We start from the raw sequence: 21,452 nt of genomic DNA, 5'->3' as shown, positions 1-21,452 counted from the left end.
ACATGCCTAGCCAAACCGATTTGCGTTTTACCTTCCAGCCGCTGGTTGGCCGCAGTGAGTTCGAGGTGGTGTCGTTCGAGCTGGACGAGGCCATCAGCACGCCGTTCCAGTTGCAGCTGGAACTGATCAGTTTCGAAGACGATGTCGACTTCGGCCAGCTGCTCGACAAGCCGGTGCTGTTCACGATCTGGCGTGGTGAGCGCCCGTTGCGCTATGTGCACGGGCTGGTCAGCACCTTCAGCCAGGGCGAAACGGGGTTCCACCGCACCCGTTACCGCGCTCTGGTCGAGCCCGTGCTGGCCCGCGCGGGGCTGCGTTCGAACTGGCGCATCTTCCAGCAGAAAACCGTGCCACAGATTCTGCAGATCATGCTCGAGCGCCAGGGCATCACCGGCTACACGCTGCAGAGCATCGACAAACACGAGGTGCGCGAGTTTTGCGTGCAGGCCGGTGAAACCGACCTCGACTTCATCGCCCGCCTGGCCGCCGAAGAGGGCTTCGTCTACCGCTTCGAACACACGCCAAAAGGCCACACGCTGATCATCACCGACCGGCTGCTGGCGCTGGGGCAGATCAGCCGAGGCGCCATTCAGGCCGACGATGATGACGAAGGTTTCTTCGAGCCGGACGACATCGACCCCGACCAGGTGCTGTACCACGCCACCAGCGGCGGCAATCAGGCCAGGCCTTGCCTGCGCCGCCTGCGCTACAGCGAACAGGTGCGAACCGCCCGCCAGGTGCAGCGCGACTACACCTTCATCCACCCGGCGTACCGCCTGGAGCAGCGTGCCCAGGGCAACGACCTGACACACCAGTCCACCGGCTACGAACGCTTCGACTACCCCGGTCGCTACAAGCGTGAGGCGGTCGACGTGCGCTTCACTGCCACCCGCATCACCGCCCTGCGCCATGACGCCCGCCTGGCCGAAGTGGAAGGCGACGATGTACGCCTGCAACCGGGCCTGAGTTTCACCCTGATCGAGCACCCGCGCGAAGACCTGAACCTGCATTGGCGGGTCAACCGCGTGCACCACGAAGGCGTCCAGTTCACCAGCTTGCAAGAGGAAGCCGCAGATGCCCAGCAAGGCACACGGTACAAGCAGAAAGCCGTGCTGGTCCCCGGCAGAACCGAATGGCGGCCGGCCCCGTTGCCCAGGCCGCGCATCGACGGCCCGCACATGGCCATGGTGGTCGGGCCGAAGGGCGAAGAAATCTATTGCGACCAATGGGGCCGGGTGAAAGTCAGTTTCCCGTGGGACCGTGAAAGCCAGAACAACGAGTTCAGCTCTTGCTGGGTACGCGTGTCGCAGGGCTGGGCCGGTGGCAGTTGGGGCTCGATGGCCATTCCGCGCATTGGCCAGGATGTGATCATCCAGTACGTCAACGGCGACCCGGACCAGCCGATGATCACCGGGCGCACCTACTGCGGTGATCAGTTACCGCCCTACGACCTGCCCGAACACAAGACACGCATGACCATCAAGAGCCAGACCCATAAAGGTGATGGTTACAACGAACTGCGTTTCGAGGACGAACTGGGCAAAGAGGAAGTGTTCATCCATGCCCAGCGGGACAAGAACAACATCGTCAGGCACGACGAGACCACGCAAGTGGGCAACGACCGCACCGAACGCGTCGAACGGGACGAGACGATTTCGATTGGGCAGGACCGTCTTGAAGACGTTGCCCGGGACGAGACCGTAAGCATCGGCCAGAACCGGGCACATGAAGTTGGCAATGACGACAGCCTGAGCGTTGGCCGCACCCATACCATCACCACAGGCAAGGACCGAATCGAACACGTCGGCAATCACCGGCAGGACCTCACCAAGGCCAACCATACGGTAGAGATCGGTGGCCATCTCGAACAGGTCGTGGCCGGTCACAGCACATTGCAAACCGGCGAGGCTATTCGGCACACCACCAAGGTTTACGACATCCAGGTCAGCGAAAGCCTGACGATCAGAAGTCCGGCAGGTCTTCTACGAATCGACGGCGCCGGCATCACGCTGGACGGCCTTGCGCTGGACTTCAAGGGGCCGGTCAGCCAGCAGGCCAAGGGCAGCCAGCGCGTGACTGCCACTTCCGGCGTACCTGAGCCTGGGGAGCCGATTTGTCTGAGTTGCTTGCTCAAAGCCATCGCCGACGGCCACAACATGATTCCCATGGAGGGTGCCAGCTGATGCCCAGCCCATTCATCAGAGCAATGGTCGAAGTGCTACGCACATCCGACCGCTATCGCCTGAGTGCCGTCGTTGAAATGGCCAACCTTTCACCCCGGGCCCGGGAAACGCTGACCCAACATTACACGGGGCGCTGCTGGCCTTTGTTGCAACAGGCCCAGTTCAGCAATTTACGCGCGGTAGGCCCTTGGTTATTCGGCTCCAGGCCAGGTTCCGATGTCTCAGGCCAGTACGATTTCCAGTGGCAGCTGGAGCAAGGTGCAATGGGTGCGGTGAGTGGCTGGATCGTCAGTGCGCTGCCAGCCGCCCAGCTTGTACAGCACTTGAGCCAGGCCAACTCCGTTACCGGGCCGGATGGCCACGCTTACCTGTTGCGCTACCACACCGCAGCCGTCCTGCAAGTGTTGGATACCTGCCGCGAGTTGCCTGGCGTGGCCGAGTGGTTGGCGCCCATCCATTGCTGGTGGGCCCCGGTGGCGCATCCGCACAAGAGGTTGTGGGTGCAAATCGCTGGCGGCGACCAGCCTCGCATGATCCATGTCCCGCCCATCACCCTGAGCGAAGACTGCTGGGCAGCCTTGGCCGGCGACCCACTGAGCTATCAACTTGCCGAAATGCTGAAGCACGAGCCGTCTTGCGCGGCCTTCACGGCTGTCTGCCACGGTACGCGAATTGGCCTGATCCAGCACCACCTGAATCAGGCCCGCGCGCAAGGACTGGATCGAGAGCAAGACCTGGTCAGCTATGTGCTGATGATGGCCCGCGCCGGAGAACAGCTCTGCGAATCACCTGCCTGGCAAGACGCAATCGCTGCTACACGCGAGCAGCGAACGCCCCTGATCGATAACGTGCAGCGATGCCTGCACGGCAAGGACTGAGGTACACAATGGACTCATTGAACGAAGCCCTAGAACTGTGCCGGCGCGTCACCACCGGCTACCGCCCTGCCCTGCGCAACAGCCCCGTCGCCGACTGCACCCGCCGCTTCGAACTGCTGCCTTTGCGCTACGCCGCCGTCGGCGGTAACCCGGCACAACGCGCCCGCCTGCCCAAACTGCCGGGTTATCTCAGCCCGTTCCAGGACGTGGGCGAGATGACCCACTCCAGCTACGCCATCCGCCCCCTGCGTGAGGGCTATCTTTACCTGCTGATCAAGCGCCACAGCGCAGATGCCTACGAATGGCACAGCCAGTACCGCGTGGCACCCAACGGTTCCCTGCAGTACATCAGCGCCGACGCACCGTGGGAACCCGCCCCCCTCACTGGCAATCTGGATGACATCATCCGCAGCTTCGGCTGGACCATCACCCTCTACGACCTCGACGACATCCAGGAACTGCGTCCGTTGTTCAGCCCTTCCCCCCTCACCCCGCGCCTGCTCGACAACTACCGCCTGCTCGAAGACGAATACCGCAACAGCCTGCCTGCCATCGATATCGCCCGCTTCATCCAGCCCTCCGACGCCCCGCCGCAGCCCCATGTACTCAAGCACGACCAACTGAACTGGGTAGCCGACTTCAAGGCCCGGGACGATGCCGACCTGCAAGCGCTGCTGGACCTGCAACCCTTCAACAACGACCAGATCGTCTCGCCCCACGCCTCACGCCAGGCCCTGGCGCCGCCAGTGAACCAGACCAAACCCCGTGGCGCCGCCATCGTGATCGAAGACGCCATCGGCATTACCCAGGAGCTCAACGCCTGGCGCAATGCCGCCGTCGATGATGTGAAAACGAAGTGGCTGGAACGCACCGTGGAACCCGGCGTGGACAACGAGCGCAAGCTGCTGGTGGCGCAATCGTTTCTGGAGATCGAGAAGCTCTACCCGCAGATGGTGACCGAGCAGATCGTCAAGCGCGAAGTCATGGCCGAGAAAGTGCGCAACCAGCCTCACCTGCATGCGGAGATCTACGCCTTTTCCGAACGGGCCAGGCAGCAAGCCGACGCCCATGACGAACGCATGAAGCCCCACATGGCGCAGTTCGAGCGCGACATCCGCGCCAAGGCCCAGGCCCGCCAGGACACCGGCGAGTTCACCAAGAAGTTCGACCAGAAATACGGCCACCTGGTCGACCGCCAGGCCATGCACGATCAGCTCGACGCGTTCGAGCAGGCCATGCAACAGGCCCAGCAAGCCGCCGAAGACCGCGCCAAGGACCATGCCCGCTGGGTGATCAGCGAACGCTTGCTGCAAGCGCTGGACCGCTACGACAACGCCGACCTGATCAGTGGCCTGGCCTTTGCCGAGCAGACCGGCCAGTGCGTGATCGGCATGGAGCTGAGCGACTGGGGCACGAAAGTGCTGGACCATTGGTGGCGCAGTGACGTGGCGGACCGGGGCAACCTGGCGATGCGCGGCATCAGCTACAACCAGGACGACATCCGGGAAGAGCTGGCGGCGCTGACTGAGGCCGCCAAGGGCGAACCGCCCTCGGAATTCAACTACACGCTGGCCGAAGGCCTTGCCAAGCGAGCACACGCGGCAGCGAATGCCTTTGGTCGTATCAACTCGCTGTACGAGGAACTGCAAAAGCAGAACAACACCGCCAGCATCGGCCTGCATGCCTGGTTCGTCGCGCTTGGGCGACAGGTGCTGCGTAGCGGAGCCCCCAACAGTGCAGACCGGGCGCTGCACCATGGCCTGCGACTGACGTTGTTTGCGTCGGTGCATGAGACCGCGCTCGACATTCGTCTGAGCGAAGCCGCTCGAAATGGACAATCGCTCAGCTCTCAACGCAGCGGTGGCCAGATTGCACGCTTTCTGGACCAGGCCTGGGCTGAAAGCCTGATGCAGGCAGATGGCAAGAAAAGTGACTTCTACAAAGTGCGTGCCGCCAGCTTGGTCTGCCTGCTGGAAGGCATGCTGATGGCGTTCAAGGCGCGGGAGCTGCCCGACAGTGATGCGCGAGTGAAGACCGAACTCCTGGCGGCTGCGATGACCACGGCAGCGGCGGGCTTTGAAATCGGCGCCAGCTATGTGGATCAGGTGGCAACCCGATATGGCGAGAAAAGTGTGACCGGGAAAGGGGCAGCAGCGACTTTGGGAAGGTTGAAACTGTGGGGCGCTGGATTGGCGGGTATCGGAGGCTCGCTGCTAGCGTGGTGGGATTTCACTGATTCAGTTGAGCATTTCAATAGCAGCCAGAGTGGCGCTTCCAAGCAGGCTGAAAAAACTCCAGACTCTTAGCCGCTACGTATTTTCTAAGAGGGATGGCCACAATAACCCTTTCACTGGCAGAGTTAGGAACAGCAGTTGCGATTGCAAAGCCCCTCTTCGACTACCTTTCTCAAAATGCCAAAACCAAGCTGGCAAGGATGGTATCCACGTCCTTGGGAGCGATCGCAGAAAAACTCGGTACGCAAGCTGCTCGTTTATTACTTACTCGTCTAATTCTTGGCGCTTTCTGGGTCGGCCTGGCTCTGACTGTAATAATTTACATATTTGAGGACGATGCTTTAGAAAAATGGTGCAAACGCAGCACGTTCCGTCTTGCAAAAAATTCAAAGCCTTTTGAAGATATTGAAGAGCTGAAGACCCTGCACTCGGCATTCAGCGAGGTATTGTAAATGTATTTGATCGAATGGGTTTTTTGGAAAATGGCCAAAGAATCCAAGGCTGAGCGAGAAGCATATGAAGCAGAACGGACACCGAAAGAAAAACGCGGAAATCAGGACTTCTATGAGGGCGATTTGCAGGAAGAAATACATTTCCAATCCGTCAGTGAAAAACCTTGTGCAAGAGGCCCTGTATTCGCTTTTAACGACATTTTCTTGGAAGTCCGCTGTGGTGGTTCAGAAGAAAAGCGAGGCCTAATTACGCTCGCAACGCTCGGCGCTATCGCCCCAGCCATTGCTGTCGGACTATACATCACCATTGGTTTTATATGGATGGATTTTACGGATCCTGAGGGGCGATCCGCAGTCACCCTCCTTACCACAGTTATAATGCTCTCAGCTTCCTCGACCATACTCTATCTTTACTCGAAATATGGAATTCATCTAACCCGACTGGAAATGCTCACGAGCCGCCACCTACTCATTCGCTTCAATCGAGTAACTCAACAAGTTTACCTCCATAGACCGAAATACTGTGGTGGCATCGTAACTTTCCCATGGAGAACAACCGGAAGCACTGCCATTGACCCAGAAGATGACTCACTCAGCCTAGGCATGCGACTCGGTCTGGTCTGGCACCCCAGCCGCACCGGCCTCCCCCATATGGAAATGGCCCTGCTCGGCAAACAAGGCCAAGGCGGCAGTGAACTCCGCGACGAGTGGGAGTTCATTCGCCGCTACATGGAAGAAGGCCCGCACGCCGTCCCCCGCCCTCGCCTGAGCACCCAACTGCCCTCACCCATCCAGGCCTTCAGCGCCCAGTTCGAAGGCCTTGGTCGCTTCTTCCGCAAAAGCAGTTGGCTGTTCAAAGTCGTCCTGCTCATGATCTGGCCCGCCTTCGTCATCGTAGGTACCGGCCATTGGCTCAGCCTGCTGCTGTGTTGGCGACCACGTTGGCCAAAGGTTATCCGCGAGGCGGGTATGCCTGGCAAACCCGTCCCACCGGTGACGACCCTCAGCGACTACCCGCCGGCCATTCAAGAACGCCTGCTCGCCAACGCCGATCGCTGGCAGCTCAAGCCTGGCAAGCGTCCGGAGAAAAAACCACGCAAACCGCGTGCGTCGAATAGGCGTACGCCGTGTCACCGCTCACCTTCTGATAGCCACCACTGAACGTGTGGCCCTGAATGCTGTAGCCGACGTTGGTGCTGAGGGTCTGTTTGTCGACTTCACCCAGCAATGCCCGGCCCTGCTGGCGAGCATTGAACCAGCGCCACTCGGTGAAGACATCCCCCGCCCCCAGGTGGTCTGTCGGTAAGGCACGAACTCCAGGTCGCCCACCGCCATGGGCTTGCGGCAAATCCCCAGGTCCGCATTGCCCTCCGCCACACCGCGCACCACGTCCGGGCTGAAGCGCTCTTCGATATCGGCCTGGATCAGCGGGTTTTCCAGCATGAACGCCGAGAGTTCTTCGGGCAGGAACTCCATGATCGACGACCCGTTCGCCAGTACCCGCACATGGCCTCGTGCACCTTCGGCGTAAAGACGGTGCCAAAGCGCGCTTCGATGTCCGAAATGCGTTTGCTGACGGCGGACGGCGCCATGAAAGCACGCTCGCCGGCGCGGGCGATGGTGCCCTCTTCGCAAACGACGATGAACAGGTTCAGGGGCAAGTGATCGAGGGGCTGCATTACATCGCTCGGCGTGGGGAGGTGGAAGGCCGATGCACTGTAGCAAAGTTGGGACTGCAGCCGCCTGTCGGGTCGCAAAGGCCTCCCCCCAATCCCCAATCCTGGGGGAAGGCTGCCCACCGTCGACACCGTGTGGAATGCCCCGTTTAAAAACTGGATCCCTTGCGCCGCAAGGCCTTCAAGGCACTTTCCAGCTTTTGGCACAGCTCTTGCCGATCTCCTCCCAGACGCCCCAAGTCCATGGGCCCGTTTGCAGGAGGAATAGACTCATGCACCGACCGATACCCCACCCGCTGGCAGTGGCGATTTTCGCCGGCATGCTCCAGCTCCCGGCGCAGGCTGCCCTGAACGCTGTCGACCCAGGCGCCTACGTCCCCGCCAACGGCGGCTTCCCTGCTTGGTACCAGGACAGTCACGGTCGTACCCTCGACCTGTGCCTGACCAAGGCGGTCAGCTCCAGGGTTGCCGGCGCGCCCGGCGCACCGGCGTACATGTGTACGCTGCTGCCCACGCCGGGCGTGTTCGACGATACGCAACCTATTGTCTTCCCCACCAACTTCCCTGACGAAGCGTTCTGGTTCACTGCAGATGCCGCCATCGTCGACGCCGCCCGCGGCATCGACCTCAGCTACGGTACCGCGATCGAGGCGGCATTCGCCGCCGAAGAACCGGTCGAGGGTGACCAGGTCAGCTTCGCCCGGGTGCGCATCCGGGTCGATGTACCTACCGCTGGCACCTACGTGGTCACCCACCCCTACGGCGTCGAAGTATTCGACGTGCCCGCCGCCGGGCGCCGGGCGATCAATATGACCCGCGATATCGGCATTGCCGGCGCAGGCGACTTCACCGGCGCGCTCAAGGGCGATGTCGGGCCGTTCCTGCGCAGTGTCAACGGCCCCTACACCGAAGGCAGCGAACGCTTCATCGGTGACCCGAACCTGGATGAACGGGTAACCGGCAGCCCGTTCAATACCAACTTCGTACGCATCGAAGGCCCTGGTGGCATCGACTTGCGTACCGAGCTGTTCTCGATATCTGGCAAGCTTTCGACCGTCGCCCTGCCAACCCCGCTGATGCCACAGCGCAGTACCTATTCGCGGCACACCGAAAACGGCAACCTGCGCGCCCAGCAAGACATCTTCGTGATGGCCCCGCCACCACCGGCCAGCGTCACCCTGACCAGTCAAACACCCAGCCTGAACCTCACCGAGGCCAACGGCACCGGTGCCTGGTATGCACAGTCGGCCCTCAACCCGGCGGCAGGCAGCATCCTGACACTGACCGCCGACAACAGCGTGGCGATCCCGACCAGCAGCCTGACCACCCGCGAGGTGCCATTAACCGACCTGGTGACCATTACCCAGGCCCAATACCGCCTGTCCACGGGCGAGCTGACCCTGGTGGCCAGTACCGGCGACGAAACGACCCCACCAGTGCTTACCGCACACACCGGCAACGGCACGTTAATCGGCAACCTTGGCGGCACCGGCGCCGTGAAAACGTTGAGCATGACCCTCTCGCCCATCCCGCCGGCCAAGGTGCAGGTCACCAGTGCCAATGGCGGTAGCGACACCGAAGACGTGGTGCTGGTGCCATGAACAGACAAAGGCTCAGCCTTCAAGGAGGCCGCATGAACACTTGGTCGCGCCGTGCGCTGTTCGCCGCCGGTTTTTCCCTTACCGTTACCAGCGCCGCCTTTGCCGCGCTGTCTGAAGTCGACCCAGGGCCCTACACCTTCGCCACGGGCGGCTACCCGATGTGGTACAAGGACGGCCTCAATCAGTCCCTGGAGCTTTGCCAGTCACGTGCAACGAGCACACGTGCCCCGGGGGCGCCGGGGGCACCGGCCTACATGTGCACCCTGCTGCCTGAGCCAGGGGTGTACGATGACGCTCTGCCCTTGGTGTTCCCGGACAACTGGCCACCGGAAATGTTCTGGTTCCTGGCAGAAACCACTATTCCGCAGGTCGGCAATAGCGGTTACGAACTTGAAGTGTACGTTGCTGGCCTCGAAGCTGCATTTGCAGCTGAAAACCCGGTCGACGGCGACCAGCAAAGCTTCGCGCGCATCCGTATACGTGTCTCGGTGCCCCGCGCAGGTACCTACACAATCACCCACCCTTACGGCGTTGAAACAGTCAACGTCACCACGCCGGGGCGCAGGGCGATCAATATCACCCGCGATATCGGCATCGGTGCACCAGGTAACTTCACCGGCGCGCTCAATGGCGCCCTGGGTCCTTGGCTGCGAGGTGTGGGTGGGCCGTATACCGAGGTCAACCCTGACACGGGCGCCACCGAAACCTACATTGGCGACCCCAATATCACCGAAGCAGTGACCGGAAGCCCATTCAATACCAACTTCGTGCGCATTGAAGGGCCCGCTGGCACGATCCAGACCAATGCTTTTACGGTTTCGGGCAAGGTACTGGACCAACGCGCGCAAACCCCGGTAACCCTGGAACGCGCCACCTATTCGCGCAATGGCAACGGCACCCGTGTAGAGGTGTTCGCCAAGGCACCGAAAGAGGCCAGCTTATGCATGCGCAATGGCGTGGCCTTGATCGGCACGCCCCCTTCGCCTTGCCAGTTCAACCTGACGGCGGACAACAACGGCCTGTTCTTCAGCCAGCAACTTAGCCAAGCCGTACCGCCTGCGGTGGTGGTGGTCACCGCCAGCAACAGTGCTGGCGGCACCCAGCCGACCGCGCTGTCGAGCAAGTTGACCGACGTGGTCAAGGTCAGCACTGCACGCTATGACTGGGCCAACAAACGCCTGCTGATCGAGGCCATGTCCAGTGATGAGGTCGTCATCCCCGACATGCTCGCCCAAGGCTACGGCCGCATGTCGAAAGCGGGCACGCTGCAAAGCATCACGGTCAACGACGTGGCACAACCGCCAGCCACCGTTACGGTCAAGTCTGCCCACGGGGGCAGCGATGTAGAACCGGTGATCGTGGTCGGCAACGCACCGGTCGAGGCGGCCAACCAACCACCGCTGGCCCAGGCCGATGTCGGTAGCACCAGTGTCGGTGTGCCAATCACCCTCAACCTGCTGCAAAACGACAGCGACCCGGACGGTAACGTGCCGTTGACCATCAGTGACCTCACCCAACCAGGCACCGGCCTTGGCGGCGTGGTGCTCAACGGTACCACCTCGGTCACCTACACCCCGCCAGCCGGGGCTACGCAACCACTGGTGGCCACCTTCAGCTACCGGGCGGTGGACGCCAAGGGCCTGAAGTCGGAACCGGCAACAGTCACCATCAACGTTGCACCCAACCAGGCTCCAACCGCCAACCCGGAAACCGTCGCCACCCTGAGCGTGCCTTTGACCATCAACGTGCTGGCCAACGACACCGATCCGGAAGGCAACGTGCCGTTGGCTGTTGCGGTCGTCACCCAACCGGCGGCAGGCCGAGGCACCGTCAGCACCGATGGCACCACGGTGACCTACACCCCACCGGCCACGGTAACCGCAGCCTTCACCACCACCTTCACCTATCAGGCACGTGACTCGCTGGGGGCGCTGTCCACCCCGGGTACGGTCACCGTCAACGTGTCGCCAAGGCCAGCCGCCGAAACCTTCACGGTCACGGCAGCCACCGTCACGGCACGCTCCAACAACCGTTACAACTGGGATATCAGCGGTACCTCATCGGTTACCACGGGCAACGTTGTCACGGTACGGGTCACCACTACCACCGGGGTGCAGACGCTGGGTACCGCCACAGTGCCGGTTACCGGCCGCTGGCGCCTGGCCGTCAGCAACAGCACCACGATAATCCCAACCGCCGCGCCGACGGCGACCATCACCACCAGCCCGGGTACTACCCGCACCGTCAACGTGGTTGTGCAGTAAAGGCGGGGAAACGCCATGAAACGCCTGTATCCACTGCTGCTCAGCCTGGCCCTCGTGGGCCAGGCCAGCTGGGCCGACGACCTGATGGACAATGCCGACCTTGCGCCCGGCAACGACCTCGGCGACCCGGTGATCATCCGCCTGCTACCGGTCGGTGCCGGTCAGGCTGCGGTGATCGAGCAGCAAGGGGCGGGCAACCGCGCCGCCCTCGACCAGAACGGCCAGGCCCTGCTGGGCCGCATCGTCCAGGCCGGCGGTGCGCAGGAAGCGTACATCTTGCAGGAAGGCAGTGACCTGATGGCCAGCATCAGCCAACAGGGAAATGGCAACAGCGCATCGATCCGCCAGAGCGGCAGCGGCAACAGTGCAGCCATCGAGCAGATCGGCAACGACAACAGCGCCAGCATCGTGCAGTCCGGCTCGGGCCTCAACAGCTCCGTGACCCAGACCGGCAATGGCCAGCATGTGCAGATCACCCAATACCGATAGACCTGGAGGCACCACCATGTACAAGCTCGCTCCGTTAAGTGCCGCTATCGTCCTGGCCCTCGCTGGTCAGGCCATGGCTGCTGACAGCACCTCGTCCCAGACCCAGGACGGCAAGGAAAACATCGCCGAAGTCAGCCAGACCCAGGCGTCCTTCGCTTCGGCCACCCAGAACCAGACCGGCAAGGGCCACAATCACCTGGCCGTGCAAACCGAAAGTACCAGCGATATCCAGCAGAGTGCCACCGGCCAGTACAACGCGGGCTATGCCGAGCAGTTGTTCGAAAATGGCAGCCAGATCAAACAGCAAGCCGCAGGCAGCTACAACGATGCTTTCGCCAGCCAGTCGGTGGGGCTGAACAACGAATCGCTGCAAACCCAACAAGGTGTCGGTAACAAATCCACCGTGTGGCAGGACAGCCAGGAAGGCAGCAAAGCCACCACTTGGCAATCCGGCCAGCGCAACGAGGCTTTCATCGAACAGACCTTCGGAGGCAGCAACAACCGCAGTACCGTCAACCAGACCGGCCAGGACAACTATGCCGCCGCCGAGCACCTGAACCATGTCGACGGCGACATCCAGGTCTACCAGGATGGCCACGACAACTGGGCTTACGGCGACCAGCGCGAAGGCACCGGTGGCACCATTGGCATTGGCCAGTACGGTGGCGGCAACTCGGTTGAAGTGTGGCAGGACACCCAGATTGGCAGCCAGGCTTCCGTGGTCCAGACCGGCCAGTCCAACGAAGGCTATATCGACCAGAGCTTTGGCATGAACAACAAGGTCAGCCTGTTGCAGCAAGGCAACGCTAACGCCAGTTGGTCGGACCAGTTCGAGACCAACAACTCGACCACCACCATCACCCAGACGGGCAACAACAACCTGCATTTCACCTATCAGAATGGTGAAAACCTCAACCTGTCCATCAATACCAAAGGCAATGGCAACAGTATCACCGCCAGCAACTGGAAAGGCGCCAAGATGGGCGGCCAGTTCGGCACCAATCAGAACGCCACCATCAACCAGAACGGTAACGGCAACGGCGTCAACCTGACCCAGAACGGATCTGACCAGCTGGCCACGCTGACCCAGACAGGTAAAGGCAACCAGATGCAGACCAAGCAGGCCGACAGCAACAACGAGCTGTATTTCGAGCAGAACGGTACGGACAACATCCTGATCGCCGACCAGCGCGGTACCGACAACTACGCCTACGGCAACAGCCAGGGTACTGGCAACACCATCACGCTGGACCAGTCCGGGTACAGCAACCAGAGCTACACCAACCAGCTGTACGGTAGCGGCAACGAAGCCACCATCAAGCAGACTGACAGCATCAACGTCGCCTATGTGACCCAGGGAGGCCAGGGCAACAAGGCGTACGTCGACCAGAGCGGTATCGCCCAAACCGCCACCATCACCCAGCTGGGCAGCGCGAACCTGGCCACCGTGACCCAGAAGTAAACGACTCCCCCCTTGAACCGCGGTGCTCCTCTCCCTGGTGCCGCGGTTCCTTTTTCTCGATTGCACATGCCGGGATACAATGCCGTAACCCTTGAACATGTGCAGTGCCATGATCCAGTCCGACCTCGACCTGTTCGGCCCTCAGCCACAACGCCTGGCCAGCCATACCGTGCTGCTGCCCGGCTTCGCGCTGGGCGAAATCGAACCCCTGCTGGACGCTTTGCGCCCGGTACTGCGCGCCGCGCCGTTCCGGCACATGCGCACACCGGGAGGCCTGCACATGGCCGTAGCCTTGACCAATTGCGGCACGCTGGGTTGGGTGAGTGATGAACACGGCTATCGCTACAGCGCCACCGACCCGCTCAGCGGCAAGCCCTGGCCCGCCTTGCCCCCGGTGATACTGAGCCTGGCCGCCCGCGCTGCGGCAATAGCCGGTTTCGAGGGTTTTGTCCCCGACGCCTGCCTGGTCAACCATTATCTGCCCGGCACCCGCCTGAGCCTGCACCAGGACCGTAACGAGCAGGACTTCGGCCAGCCGATCGTGTCGGTGTCGCTGGGGTTACCGGCCGTGTTCCTGCTTGGGGGCCTGCAGCGCGCCGACAAGACCCAGCGCGTACCCCTGAGCCATGGCGATGTGTTGATCTGGGGCGGCGAAGACCGCTTGCGCTTTCACGGCGTGCAGCCCATCAAGCCCGGCATCCATCCGCGCATGGGCGAGCGGCGGATCAACCTCACCTTGCGCAAGGCCGGTGGCTGACACAAACACGATGAACGTGCATGAAACACGTTGAACATCTTGGTTTGGCAAGCTTCAAAGGATAAGCCGCGTTCTCACACTCAGGAGCCTGCCATGCCGTACTTGCCTTGCCCGATGCCCCCGCACGACTCACCGGCCGCACGCTCATGAAAATGCCCGGTCGTGCACCCAATGCCTCGCTGCAACTCGATTACGTGCGCGACACCCTGTTTGGCCCGGTGGCGCAAAGCGTGGAGTGCCAGTGCCAACTCGCCGCCCTCAACCTGCAGGGCCGGCCAGCGTTGCGTTTGCACATTTGTCCGCCACTGCCCGACAAGGTCGACCGGGCCCACAGCGTCGCGTTCGTTTGGGACGGGCGCAGTTATCACGGTGTCGTACGTGACCAAGGCAAGTGCGGGGATGGTGGTTTGAACCTGTTGCTGGAACTGCAGTAACCCGGATAACGCAAGTACACCCGGCCAGCTCAAGCCGGCCGGGTATACATCGGCTCACTCAGGCAATGGCCTTGAGTGGCACCGGGTGGCTGTCACGCAGCGCGTGCAGCTGCCCCACTAGGTGGACCAGGTCACGGCAGCTGTTGAGGCTTTGCAGCGGGACCCCACTCAGGGTCACGCCCTCGTCGAGACTCTGACCCTGACCCAGGCGGATGGTCAGGTTGGTGCCATCCAGGCAGCTGACTTCACAGCGATCAGGCAAGCAGGCCTGCTCGATCAACTGCCGCATCTCTAGCATCGAAACTCCAATCAACGACATGGTACGACCCTCTCTGTGGGATGGCCTGTTGTGTGGATTTACGCCCTTGTGAGGCGAGGCGCCAATTGATATTGCGCATGCCCGGGCAGGCATCCATGCGCCCGGGCAATGATGATGCTGGGAATCCTTTAGCACCTTAGTGGATGATTGCCAGCACGGGCCGTGTGTTCGGTCGCAATCGCACACTTGGCGACGGGTGGTATTGGCAGCGTTCATGAGGGCGGGCTACCGCTCAGTGCGCCGCACTACCACGTTCGTCCTGCATCTGCCCAAACCGCCCGGCATGGAAGTCGTCGAACGACTCGGCAATTTCCGCCTGGCTGTTCATCACGAACGGGCCATAACCGACGATCGGCTCATCGATAGGCTCGCCACTGAGCAACAGCACGCTGGCACCTTCCAGCGCTTCGACAGTTACATCCTCGCCACCTCGGTCCAGCAGCACCAGGCTCGATGGCCCGGCTTCGCGTTCACCGTTGACCTGCACGCTACCGCGCAACACCACCAGCGCCGCGTTGCGCCCGGCGGCCAGCGGCAGTTGTAGGGCCACACCGGCGTTCAGTCGCAGGTCCCATACATCCAAGCGGGTAAACGTCCGCGCAGGGCCGGTATGCCCACGGTAGCTACCGGCAATTACCCGCAAGCTACCGCCCTCGCCGTCCAGCGTGACTTCAGGGATGTCCTGCGCCAGCAACGTCTGATACCCGGCCGCTGCACGCTTGTCTCGCGCCGGCAGGTTGACCCACAGCTGCACCATCTCCAGCGTACCGCCACTGCGGGCAAAGGCCGGGGAATGGAACTCTTCATGAATGATGCCGTTGGCTGCGGTCATCCACTGCACGTCGCCAGGGCCGATCAGGCCGCCAGCGCCCGTGGAGTCACGGTGCTCCAGCTCCCCTTGGTAGACGATGGTGACCGTCTCGAAGCCGCGGTGCGGGTGCTGGCCAACGCCACGCCGTGCGTTGGTGGGGGTGAAGTCATGGGGCCCGGCGTAGTCCAGCAGCAGGAATGGACTGATTCGGCTGGCCAGGTTGTCGTAGGTGAACAGGCTGCGCACCGGGAAGCCGTCACCCACCCAATGGGCGTGCGGGCTGCGGTGGATACCCAGGATCTGTTTCATGAGAAGGCTCCTCTCTTGGCTGAGTTAACCTTATCAATGATGGCAATCTGGCGGTAGCCAGCGGAATTGGCATGCATCGTTCCATACATGGAACAGTTAGCCCTGCAAGAAGGCGAGCACCTGCTGGACCGCCGCAGCCGGGTCTTCCTGCATGAAACAATGCCCACCCGCAACTTGCTGTGCAGTCACGGTGCGGTTGAGCGCCGCCAGACGGTTCACTGAGTGCGGCACGAAGGGATAAGTATGCTCGCCATACAACACGCGCGTGGGCGTAGTGATTGCGGCCAGGTTTGCCCACATGCGCTTGGGGAATGAACTGAAAATTTCCACTTCCCGGCTGGGCCGGCACTTAAGTACCACGGCATCACCGCAATCACCGATGGCATGTTCAACATAGGCCCGCAGCGCCGCATCGGCCCAGCCCTTGAAAATGCCCCGCCCTTTCAGCGATGCCAGGGCTGCCTCGCGATCGGGCCAGTGGCTGCGGCGGCTGGCAGCCTTGCGCGCCAGAGCATGGCGTTGGTGCAGGCCAACCAGAGCAGCCGCCCCCATCACACCGATCATGCGCCGGCTGAACAGTACCGGGTCAAGCAGCACCGCACGGGCAAACAGGTGTGGCTCACTGGCCAGGATCAGCCCGGTGAGCACGCCACCAAAACTGTGGCCCACGGCAAACCGGGGAACATCGCCATACTCGCCACGCCCGGCCTGAAAAGCTTCCACTGCCAGCTCGGCTGTACGGTTCCACCCCCGAAACACACCGCCGTGATCGCTGTCACCATGCCCCTGAACGTCGCAAAGCCACAGGTCAAAATGCTCGCCCAGGCTCATCAGCAATGGCTGGTAGGCCAGGCAACAGAAACCGTTGCCGTGCAAGAAATGCAGCAGCGGCTTGCCACTGGCCGGGGTTCGCCAGCCACGCAGGGTGAAACCTTCGGCGCATTCGTGGGACCAGGGAATCAACTGCATCGGTTTGCTGTACTCGCGGGGCTAGGAAAACGCTGATTCTACAAACAGCAGCGGGTACAGTGAAATCACCAGCAACAAGGCCATCAGGACATTGAACAGCATCAGCCAGCGGGGGTTCTGCAACAGATTGCGCAAGGCGCTGCCAAACATCACCCACACGCCGACGCTGGGCAGGTTGACCAAGGCGAACAAGGCCGCGATCACAATCACGTTCGTTACATAGCCTTGCGCGGGCGTGTAGGTGGTGATCGCCCCCACTGCCATTACCCAGGCCTTGGGGTTGACCCACTGGAACGCCGCCGCCCCCCAGAAACCCAGCGGTTTTCGGGTGCTGGACGAGGCCGTGCCGACCGGCCCGGAGGTGGCGATCTTCCAGGCGAGGTAAAGCAGGTAGACGGCGCCGGTGTAGCGCAACACGGTGTAAAGCGGCGGCCAGGCCTTGAACACTTCACCCAGGCCCAGGCCGACGGCCAGCACCATCACCATGAAGCCGACGCTTATGCCCAGGGCGTGAGGGATTGAGCGGCGCACACCAAAATTCACCCCCGAGGCCAGCAGCATGGTGTTGTTGGGGCCAGGGGTGATGGAAGACACGAAGGCAAACAGCACGAAGGCGGTCAGCAGGTCGGCAGAGGCAAGCATGGCGGGCATTCCACTTTCGTTATAGGTGCTGTCACACTATCGGAGTCGCCCTTCCCTGCGACCTGTACAGTTGCATTAAATTTTGTGAATACACATCACTGTACTGCAAACCTGGATCAAGGAAGCCGTCACCATGAGCCTCACCATTCGCCCTGCCGTTCGTTCCGATGCCGGGCAGATCCTCGCGTTTATCACCGAGCTGGCCGAATACGAACGCGCCCGCCACGAGGTAGTCGCCACCCTTGCCGACATCGAGCACAGCCTGTTTGGCGAGGGCAGCACGGTGCACAGCCTGATGTGCGAGCGCGATGGCCGGGCAGTCGGCTTTGCCGTGTACTTCTACAGCTACTCGACGTGGCTCGGGCGCAACGGCATTTACCTGGAAGACCTGTACGTGACTCCCGAACAGCGAGGCGACGGTGCCGGGCGGCAACTGCTACGACACATTGCCCGCGAAGCGGTGGCAAACAAGTGTGGCCGCCTGGAATGGAGCGTGCTGGACTGGAACGAGCCGGCGATCGGCTTCTATGAGAAGCTCGGTGCCGAGGCGCAGGATGAGTGGGTGCGCTACCGGCTGGATGGCGAGAAGCTGACGGCGTTTGCCCAAGGGTGAACAGACTGGGGGCTGCTTTGCAGCCCCCAGTGTCTCGCAGCTATCTCATTCCCGCCGCCACACCGCTCCGGCAATGTCGACCCGTTTTGGCAGGATCTTGTTGTCAAAAAACAACGCCGCCGTGCGCTGCTGCGCCGCCACGATTTCATCACTCACCGGCAGCACCGGTGATGCCGGCCGGTGGCTGAAACTGCGCTGCACCACCGCCTCCGGCAAGCCCATGAACTGCGCCAGCAAGCGAATGCTCCCAGCCTCATCGCTGCGGGTCAGCGCCTCGGCCCGGCTGATTTCATCGAGCAACTGGCCGACAAAGGCGCCATGGGCTTCGACGTAGGTCCGTGAGCCCAGCAGGAACGGCCCGATCAGCCCCAACCCTTGGCCGTCCGCCAACAGCCGCGCCTTACCCTCCAGGTCGATGGCCGAGTAGAACGGGTCCCAAATCGCCCAGGCATCCACACTGCCCCGCTCGAACGCCGCCCGGGCATCGGCGGGTGCCAGGTACACCGGCTGAACATCGCGAACTCCAAGCCCCGCCTTGGCCAAGGCACGCAGCAGCAGGTTGTGCGCGCTGGACCCCTTCTGCAGGGCAATGCGCTTGCCCTTGAGCTCGCCCACTGCGCTGATCGGGCTGTCTTTCGGCACCAGAATCACCTCGGCCCGGGGCTTGGCCGGCTCGGCACCGATGTACAACAGGTCGGCACCGGCAGCCTGGGCGAAGATCGGCGGGATATCACCGGTCGAGCCGATATCGAGGCTGCCGATGTTCAACGCCTCCAGCATCTGAGGGCCGGCCGGGAACTCGATCCACTCAACGCGGGTATTGGCAAATCGCTGCTCCAGCAGACGATGCTGCTTTGCCAGCACCAGGCTGATCGAGCCCTTCTGATAGCCAATACGCAAGGTAGCCGGGTCTGCAGCCTGGGCCGCTCCGGCCAGGGCCACCCACAACAGCATGGCAAGGCGTAGCACGCGCATCGATCACTCCTTCCAGTCGGTCGAGGGTTTTTCCCACAGATTGATCCCGCCTTCCACGGCGTACTGGTCGATGGCAGCCAACTCTTCGGCGCTGAACACCAGGTTGTCGAGCGCTGCAACGTTCTCGATGACCTGCTCGGGCCGGCTGGCACCTATCAAGGCAGAGGTCACCCGTGGGTCACGCAGTGTCCAGGCCAGGGCCAGTTGGGCCAGGCTCTGGCCACGCTGACGGGCGATGTCGTTCAGGGCGCGTGCACGGGCGATGTTGGCTTCCGACAAGTGCTGGGGTAGCAAAGAACCCCCGCCCGCGCGGTTCACCCGGGCGTCGGCCGGGATGCCATTCAGGTATTTGTCGCTGAGCAAGCCCTGCGCCAGCGCTGTGAATACGATCACCCCGGCACCCAAGGCATCCGTGGTATCGAGCAGGTCGCGCTCGATCCAGCGGTTGAACAAGTTGTACGACGGCTGGTGGATCAGCAGCGGCACCTTCAGCTCATCGAGCAATGCCGCAATTTCTGCGGTTTTGCCGGCGGAATAGGACGAGATGCCGATGTACAGCGCCTTGCCCTGGCGCACGATGTCGGCTAGCGCGATCGCCGTTTCTTCCAGCGGCGTGTCGGCATCGAAGCGGTGCGAATAGAAGATGTCGACGTAATCCAGACCCAGCCTTGCCAGGCTCTGGTCCAGGCTGGACATCAGGTATTTGCGCGAGCTGCCGCCCTGCCCGTATGGCCCCGGCCACATGTCCCAGCCAGCCTTGCTGGAAATGATCAGCTCGTCGCGGTAGCTGCGCAGGTCTTCACGCAGCAGCCGGCCGAAGTTGGTCTCGGCGCTGCCATAGGGCGGGCCATAGTTGTTGGCCAGGTCGAAATGGTTGATGCCGGCATCGAAGGCGGTGTGCAACAAGGCACGCTGCGCGGTGATGGGCGTGGCATCGCCAAAGTTGTGCCACAAGCCCAGGGACAGGGCCGGCAGCACCAGGCCGCTGCGGCCTACACGTCGGTAAGGCATGCGCGCATAGCGCTCGGGGTTGGCGGTGTAGCTCATGGTTGGCCTCGTTCGGCAAAGTAAGGGTTGGCTGGGCGCTGCAAGCCCAGGTGTTCGCGCAGGGTGTGGCCCTGATACTGGCGGCGGAACAGCCCACGCTGCTGCAACTCGGGCACTACATAGCGGGCGAAGTCTTCCAGGCCCAGGGGCAGGTGCGGCACGAGCACGTTGAAGCCATCGGCGGCATTGCCTTCGAACCAGGCTTGCAGCTCATCGGCAATCTGCACCTGGGTACCGACCAGGCTGTAGTGCCCTCGCCCACCGGCAATGCGCCGCCCCAGTTGGGCCAGGGTCAGCTGCTCGTTGCCGGCCAGTTCGGTGAGCAACTGCTGGCGGCTGCGCTGGCCGTCTTCGGTCGGCGGCAACTCGGGCAACGGGCCATCCAGCGGGTAGCCGGAAAGGTCGAAGTTGCCGAGCATGCGCCCAAGCAGGCCAACCCCGACACGCGGGTCGACCAGTTTCTGGAACTGTTCGTACTTGTCCTCGGCCTGCGCCTGGCTTTGCCCCACTACCACGAACACGCCGGGCATGATCTTCAGCGATTGCTCATCCCGCCCATGGCGGGCCAGGCGGCCCTTGAGGTCGGCGTAAAAGGCCTGTGCGCGTGCCAGGCTGGGCTGGGCGGTGAACACCACTTCGGCGCTTTGGGCCGCCAGTTCGCGGCCGGTTTCGGACGAACCGGCCTGCACCAGCACCGGTCGCCCCTGTGGCGAGCGGGCGACATTGAGAGGGCCTTTAACACGAAAGTGTTCGCCGACATGGTCGATGGCCCGCACGGCTTGCGGGTCGTGGAACAGGCCACTGACCTTGTCACGCACGAACGCGTCATCGGCCCAGCTGTCCCACAGGCCTTGCACCACTTGCTGGAATTCCCGGGCACGGGCATAGCGTTCGGCATGTGGAATATGCGCCTGGCGGCCGAAGTTACCGGCCTCGGCGGCAGCATCGGAGGTGACCAGGTTCCAACCAGCACGGCCTGCGGACAGGTGGTCCAGGGAAGCGAACTTGCGTGCCACATGGTACGGCTCGTTGTAGCTGGTGGTGGCAGTGGCGATCAGGCCGATGCGATCGGTAACAGCACTGAGTGCCGACAGCAGCGTCAGTGGCTCGAAGTACACCGAGCGGGCGCTGTGGCTGGCGAGTGCGTCACTGGGCGCAGCCACGCTGTCGGCGACGAACAAAGCATCGAAGCACGCGGCTTCGGCGATGTGTGCGGTGCGCTTGTAGGTGGCGAAATCCAGCGGGTCGGCGGGTACGTCCGGGTGGCGCCAGGCAGCCACATGGTGACCGGTGCCCATGAGAAAGGCACCCAGGTTCATTTGGCGGGGCATAGTGTT

At 62.3% G+C, this 21,452-nt stretch carries 17 protein-coding genes and 3 pseudogenes; 11 read left to right on the top strand and 9 right to left on the bottom strand.

Annotated features, from left to right (window positions below):
- The first annotated feature begins 2 nt into the window (after positions 1–2).
- The 4 genes and pseudogenes from D8767_RS14145 (at position 3) to D8767_RS28745 (ending at position 6,908) form a co-directional block, all read left to right on the top strand.
- Positions 3–2,183 (top strand): type VI secretion system Vgr family protein, encoded by a 2,181-nt coding sequence (locus D8767_RS14145; protein WP_122048309.1) that lies wholly within the window; start codon positions 3–5, stop codon positions 2,181–2,183.
- Positions 2,183–3,061: a DUF4123 domain-containing protein gene (locus D8767_RS14140; RefSeq protein WP_016714051.1), complete on the top strand. Its 879-nt coding sequence runs from the start codon at positions 2,183–2,185 to the stop codon at positions 3,059–3,061. The genes D8767_RS14145 and D8767_RS14140 overlap by 1 nt, the downstream gene beginning before the upstream one ends.
- 8 nt (positions 3,062–3,069) lie before the next feature.
- Positions 3,070–5,747, top strand: a pseudogene (locus tag D8767_RS14135) (T6SS effector BTH_I2691 family protein).
- Positions 5,748–6,908, top strand: coding sequence for a DUF6708 domain-containing protein (locus tag D8767_RS28745; protein WP_155738428.1), 1,161 nt, complete (start codon positions 5,748–5,750; stop codon positions 6,906–6,908).
- Here D8767_RS28745 and D8767_RS14120 read toward each other — a convergent pair.
- Both D8767_RS14120 and D8767_RS14115 read right to left on the bottom strand, forming a co-directional pair.
- Positions 6,862–7,038, bottom strand: a pseudogene (locus D8767_RS14120) (OprD family outer membrane porin); the annotation flags it as partial. The gene D8767_RS28745 and the pseudogene D8767_RS14120 sit on opposite strands and share 47 nt — an antisense overlap.
- Before the next feature lie 5 nt (positions 7,039–7,043).
- Positions 7,044–7,426 (bottom strand): annotated as a pseudogene (locus D8767_RS14115) (LysR family transcriptional regulator); the annotation flags it as partial.
- Between the two features lie 269 nt (positions 7,427–7,695).
- On the opposite strand from D8767_RS14115, the gene D8767_RS14110 reads away from it, so the two are divergent.
- The 6 genes from D8767_RS14110 (at position 7,696) to D8767_RS14085 (ending at position 14,430) form a co-directional block, all read left to right on the top strand.
- Complete coding sequence (locus D8767_RS14110) at positions 7,696–9,024, top strand: hypothetical protein (RefSeq protein WP_122048308.1); 1,329 nt, start codon at positions 7,696–7,698, stop codon at positions 9,022–9,024.
- 32 nt (positions 9,025–9,056) lie between these two features.
- Positions 9,057–11,288, top strand: a complete 2,232-nt coding sequence (locus D8767_RS14105; protein WP_016714044.1) for an Ig-like domain-containing protein — start codon at positions 9,057–9,059, stop codon at positions 11,286–11,288.
- A gap of 15 nt (positions 11,289–11,303) precedes the next feature.
- Positions 11,304–11,777, top strand: coding sequence for a curlin (locus tag D8767_RS14100; RefSeq protein ID WP_016714043.1), 474 nt, complete (start codon positions 11,304–11,306; stop codon positions 11,775–11,777).
- A gap of 16 nt (positions 11,778–11,793) precedes the next feature.
- Positions 11,794–13,239, top strand: coding sequence for a curlin (locus D8767_RS14095; RefSeq protein WP_016714042.1), 1,446 nt, complete (start codon positions 11,794–11,796; stop codon positions 13,237–13,239).
- A 109-nt stretch (positions 13,240–13,348) separates the two neighbouring features.
- Positions 13,349–13,996 (top strand): DNA oxidative demethylase AlkB, encoded by a 648-nt coding sequence (alkB, locus tag D8767_RS14090; RefSeq protein ID WP_028698905.1) that lies wholly within the window; start codon positions 13,349–13,351, stop codon positions 13,994–13,996.
- 146 nt (positions 13,997–14,142) lie between these two features.
- Entirely contained in the window at positions 14,143–14,430 is a 288-nt protein-coding gene (locus tag D8767_RS14085; RefSeq protein ID WP_016714040.1) for a hypothetical protein, read from the top strand.
- Between the two features lie 58 nt (positions 14,431–14,488).
- Here the strand turns inward: D8767_RS14085 and D8767_RS14080 are convergent, their stop codons facing one another.
- From D8767_RS14080 to D8767_RS14065, 4 genes are all read right to left on the bottom strand, one after another.
- Complete coding sequence (locus tag D8767_RS14080) at positions 14,489–14,749, bottom strand: DUF1652 domain-containing protein (RefSeq protein WP_016714039.1); 261 nt, start codon at positions 14,747–14,749, stop codon at positions 14,489–14,491.
- A 232-nt stretch (positions 14,750–14,981) separates the two neighbouring features.
- Positions 14,982–15,869, bottom strand: a complete 888-nt coding sequence (locus tag D8767_RS14075) for a pirin family protein (RefSeq protein ID WP_016714038.1) — start codon at positions 15,867–15,869, stop codon at positions 14,982–14,984.
- Positions 15,870–15,965: 96 nt separating this feature from the next.
- The gene (locus D8767_RS14070; RefSeq protein ID WP_063977465.1) at positions 15,966–16,838 is read right to left on the bottom strand and encodes an alpha/beta fold hydrolase; all 873 of its coding nucleotides are present in this window, start codon (positions 16,836–16,838) and stop codon (positions 15,966–15,968) included.
- A gap of 21 nt (positions 16,839–16,859) precedes the next feature.
- A complete protein-coding gene (locus D8767_RS14065) occupies positions 16,860–17,489 on the bottom strand; it encodes a LysE family translocator (protein WP_019099248.1) in 630 nt (209 codons plus the stop codon).
- A gap of 124 nt (positions 17,490–17,613) precedes the next feature.
- Between D8767_RS14065 and D8767_RS14060 the strand changes: the two genes are divergently transcribed.
- The gene (locus tag D8767_RS14060) at positions 17,614–18,093 is read left to right on the top strand and encodes a GNAT family N-acetyltransferase (protein ID WP_016714035.1); all 480 of its coding nucleotides are present in this window, start codon (positions 17,614–17,616) and stop codon (positions 18,091–18,093) included.
- A 45-nt stretch (positions 18,094–18,138) separates the two neighbouring features.
- On the opposite strand, the gene D8767_RS14055 is transcribed toward D8767_RS14060, so the two are convergent.
- The 3 genes from D8767_RS14055 to D8767_RS14045 are packed head-to-tail and all read right to left on the bottom strand — an operon-like array spanning position 18,139 to position 21,446.
- Positions 18,139–19,068 carry an aliphatic sulfonate ABC transporter substrate-binding protein gene (locus tag D8767_RS14055; RefSeq protein ID WP_063977464.1) on the bottom strand — a complete coding sequence of 310 codons (930 nt, stop codon included), beginning with the start codon at positions 19,066–19,068 and terminating at the stop codon, positions 18,139–18,141.
- Between the two features lie 3 nt (positions 19,069–19,071).
- Positions 19,072–20,115, bottom strand: a complete 1,044-nt coding sequence (gene mgrA, locus D8767_RS14050; protein WP_016714033.1) for an L-glyceraldehyde 3-phosphate reductase — start codon at positions 20,113–20,115, stop codon at positions 19,072–19,074.
- Positions 20,112–21,446, bottom strand: a complete 1,335-nt coding sequence (locus tag D8767_RS14045) for an LLM class flavin-dependent oxidoreductase (protein ID WP_016714032.1) — start codon at positions 21,444–21,446, stop codon at positions 20,112–20,114. Before D8767_RS14045 ends, mgrA begins: the two co-directional genes overlap by 4 nt.
- Positions 21,447–21,452 lie beyond the last annotated feature (6 nt).

Source organism: Pseudomonas sp. LTGT-11-2Z, assembly GCF_003691445.1.
Classification (GTDB): Bacteria; Pseudomonadota; Gammaproteobacteria; order Pseudomonadales; family Pseudomonadaceae; genus Aquipseudomonas; species Aquipseudomonas monteilii.
The sequence above is the reverse complement of the archived record's forward strand: the minus strand, read 5'-3'. Positions and strand labels throughout refer to the sequence as shown.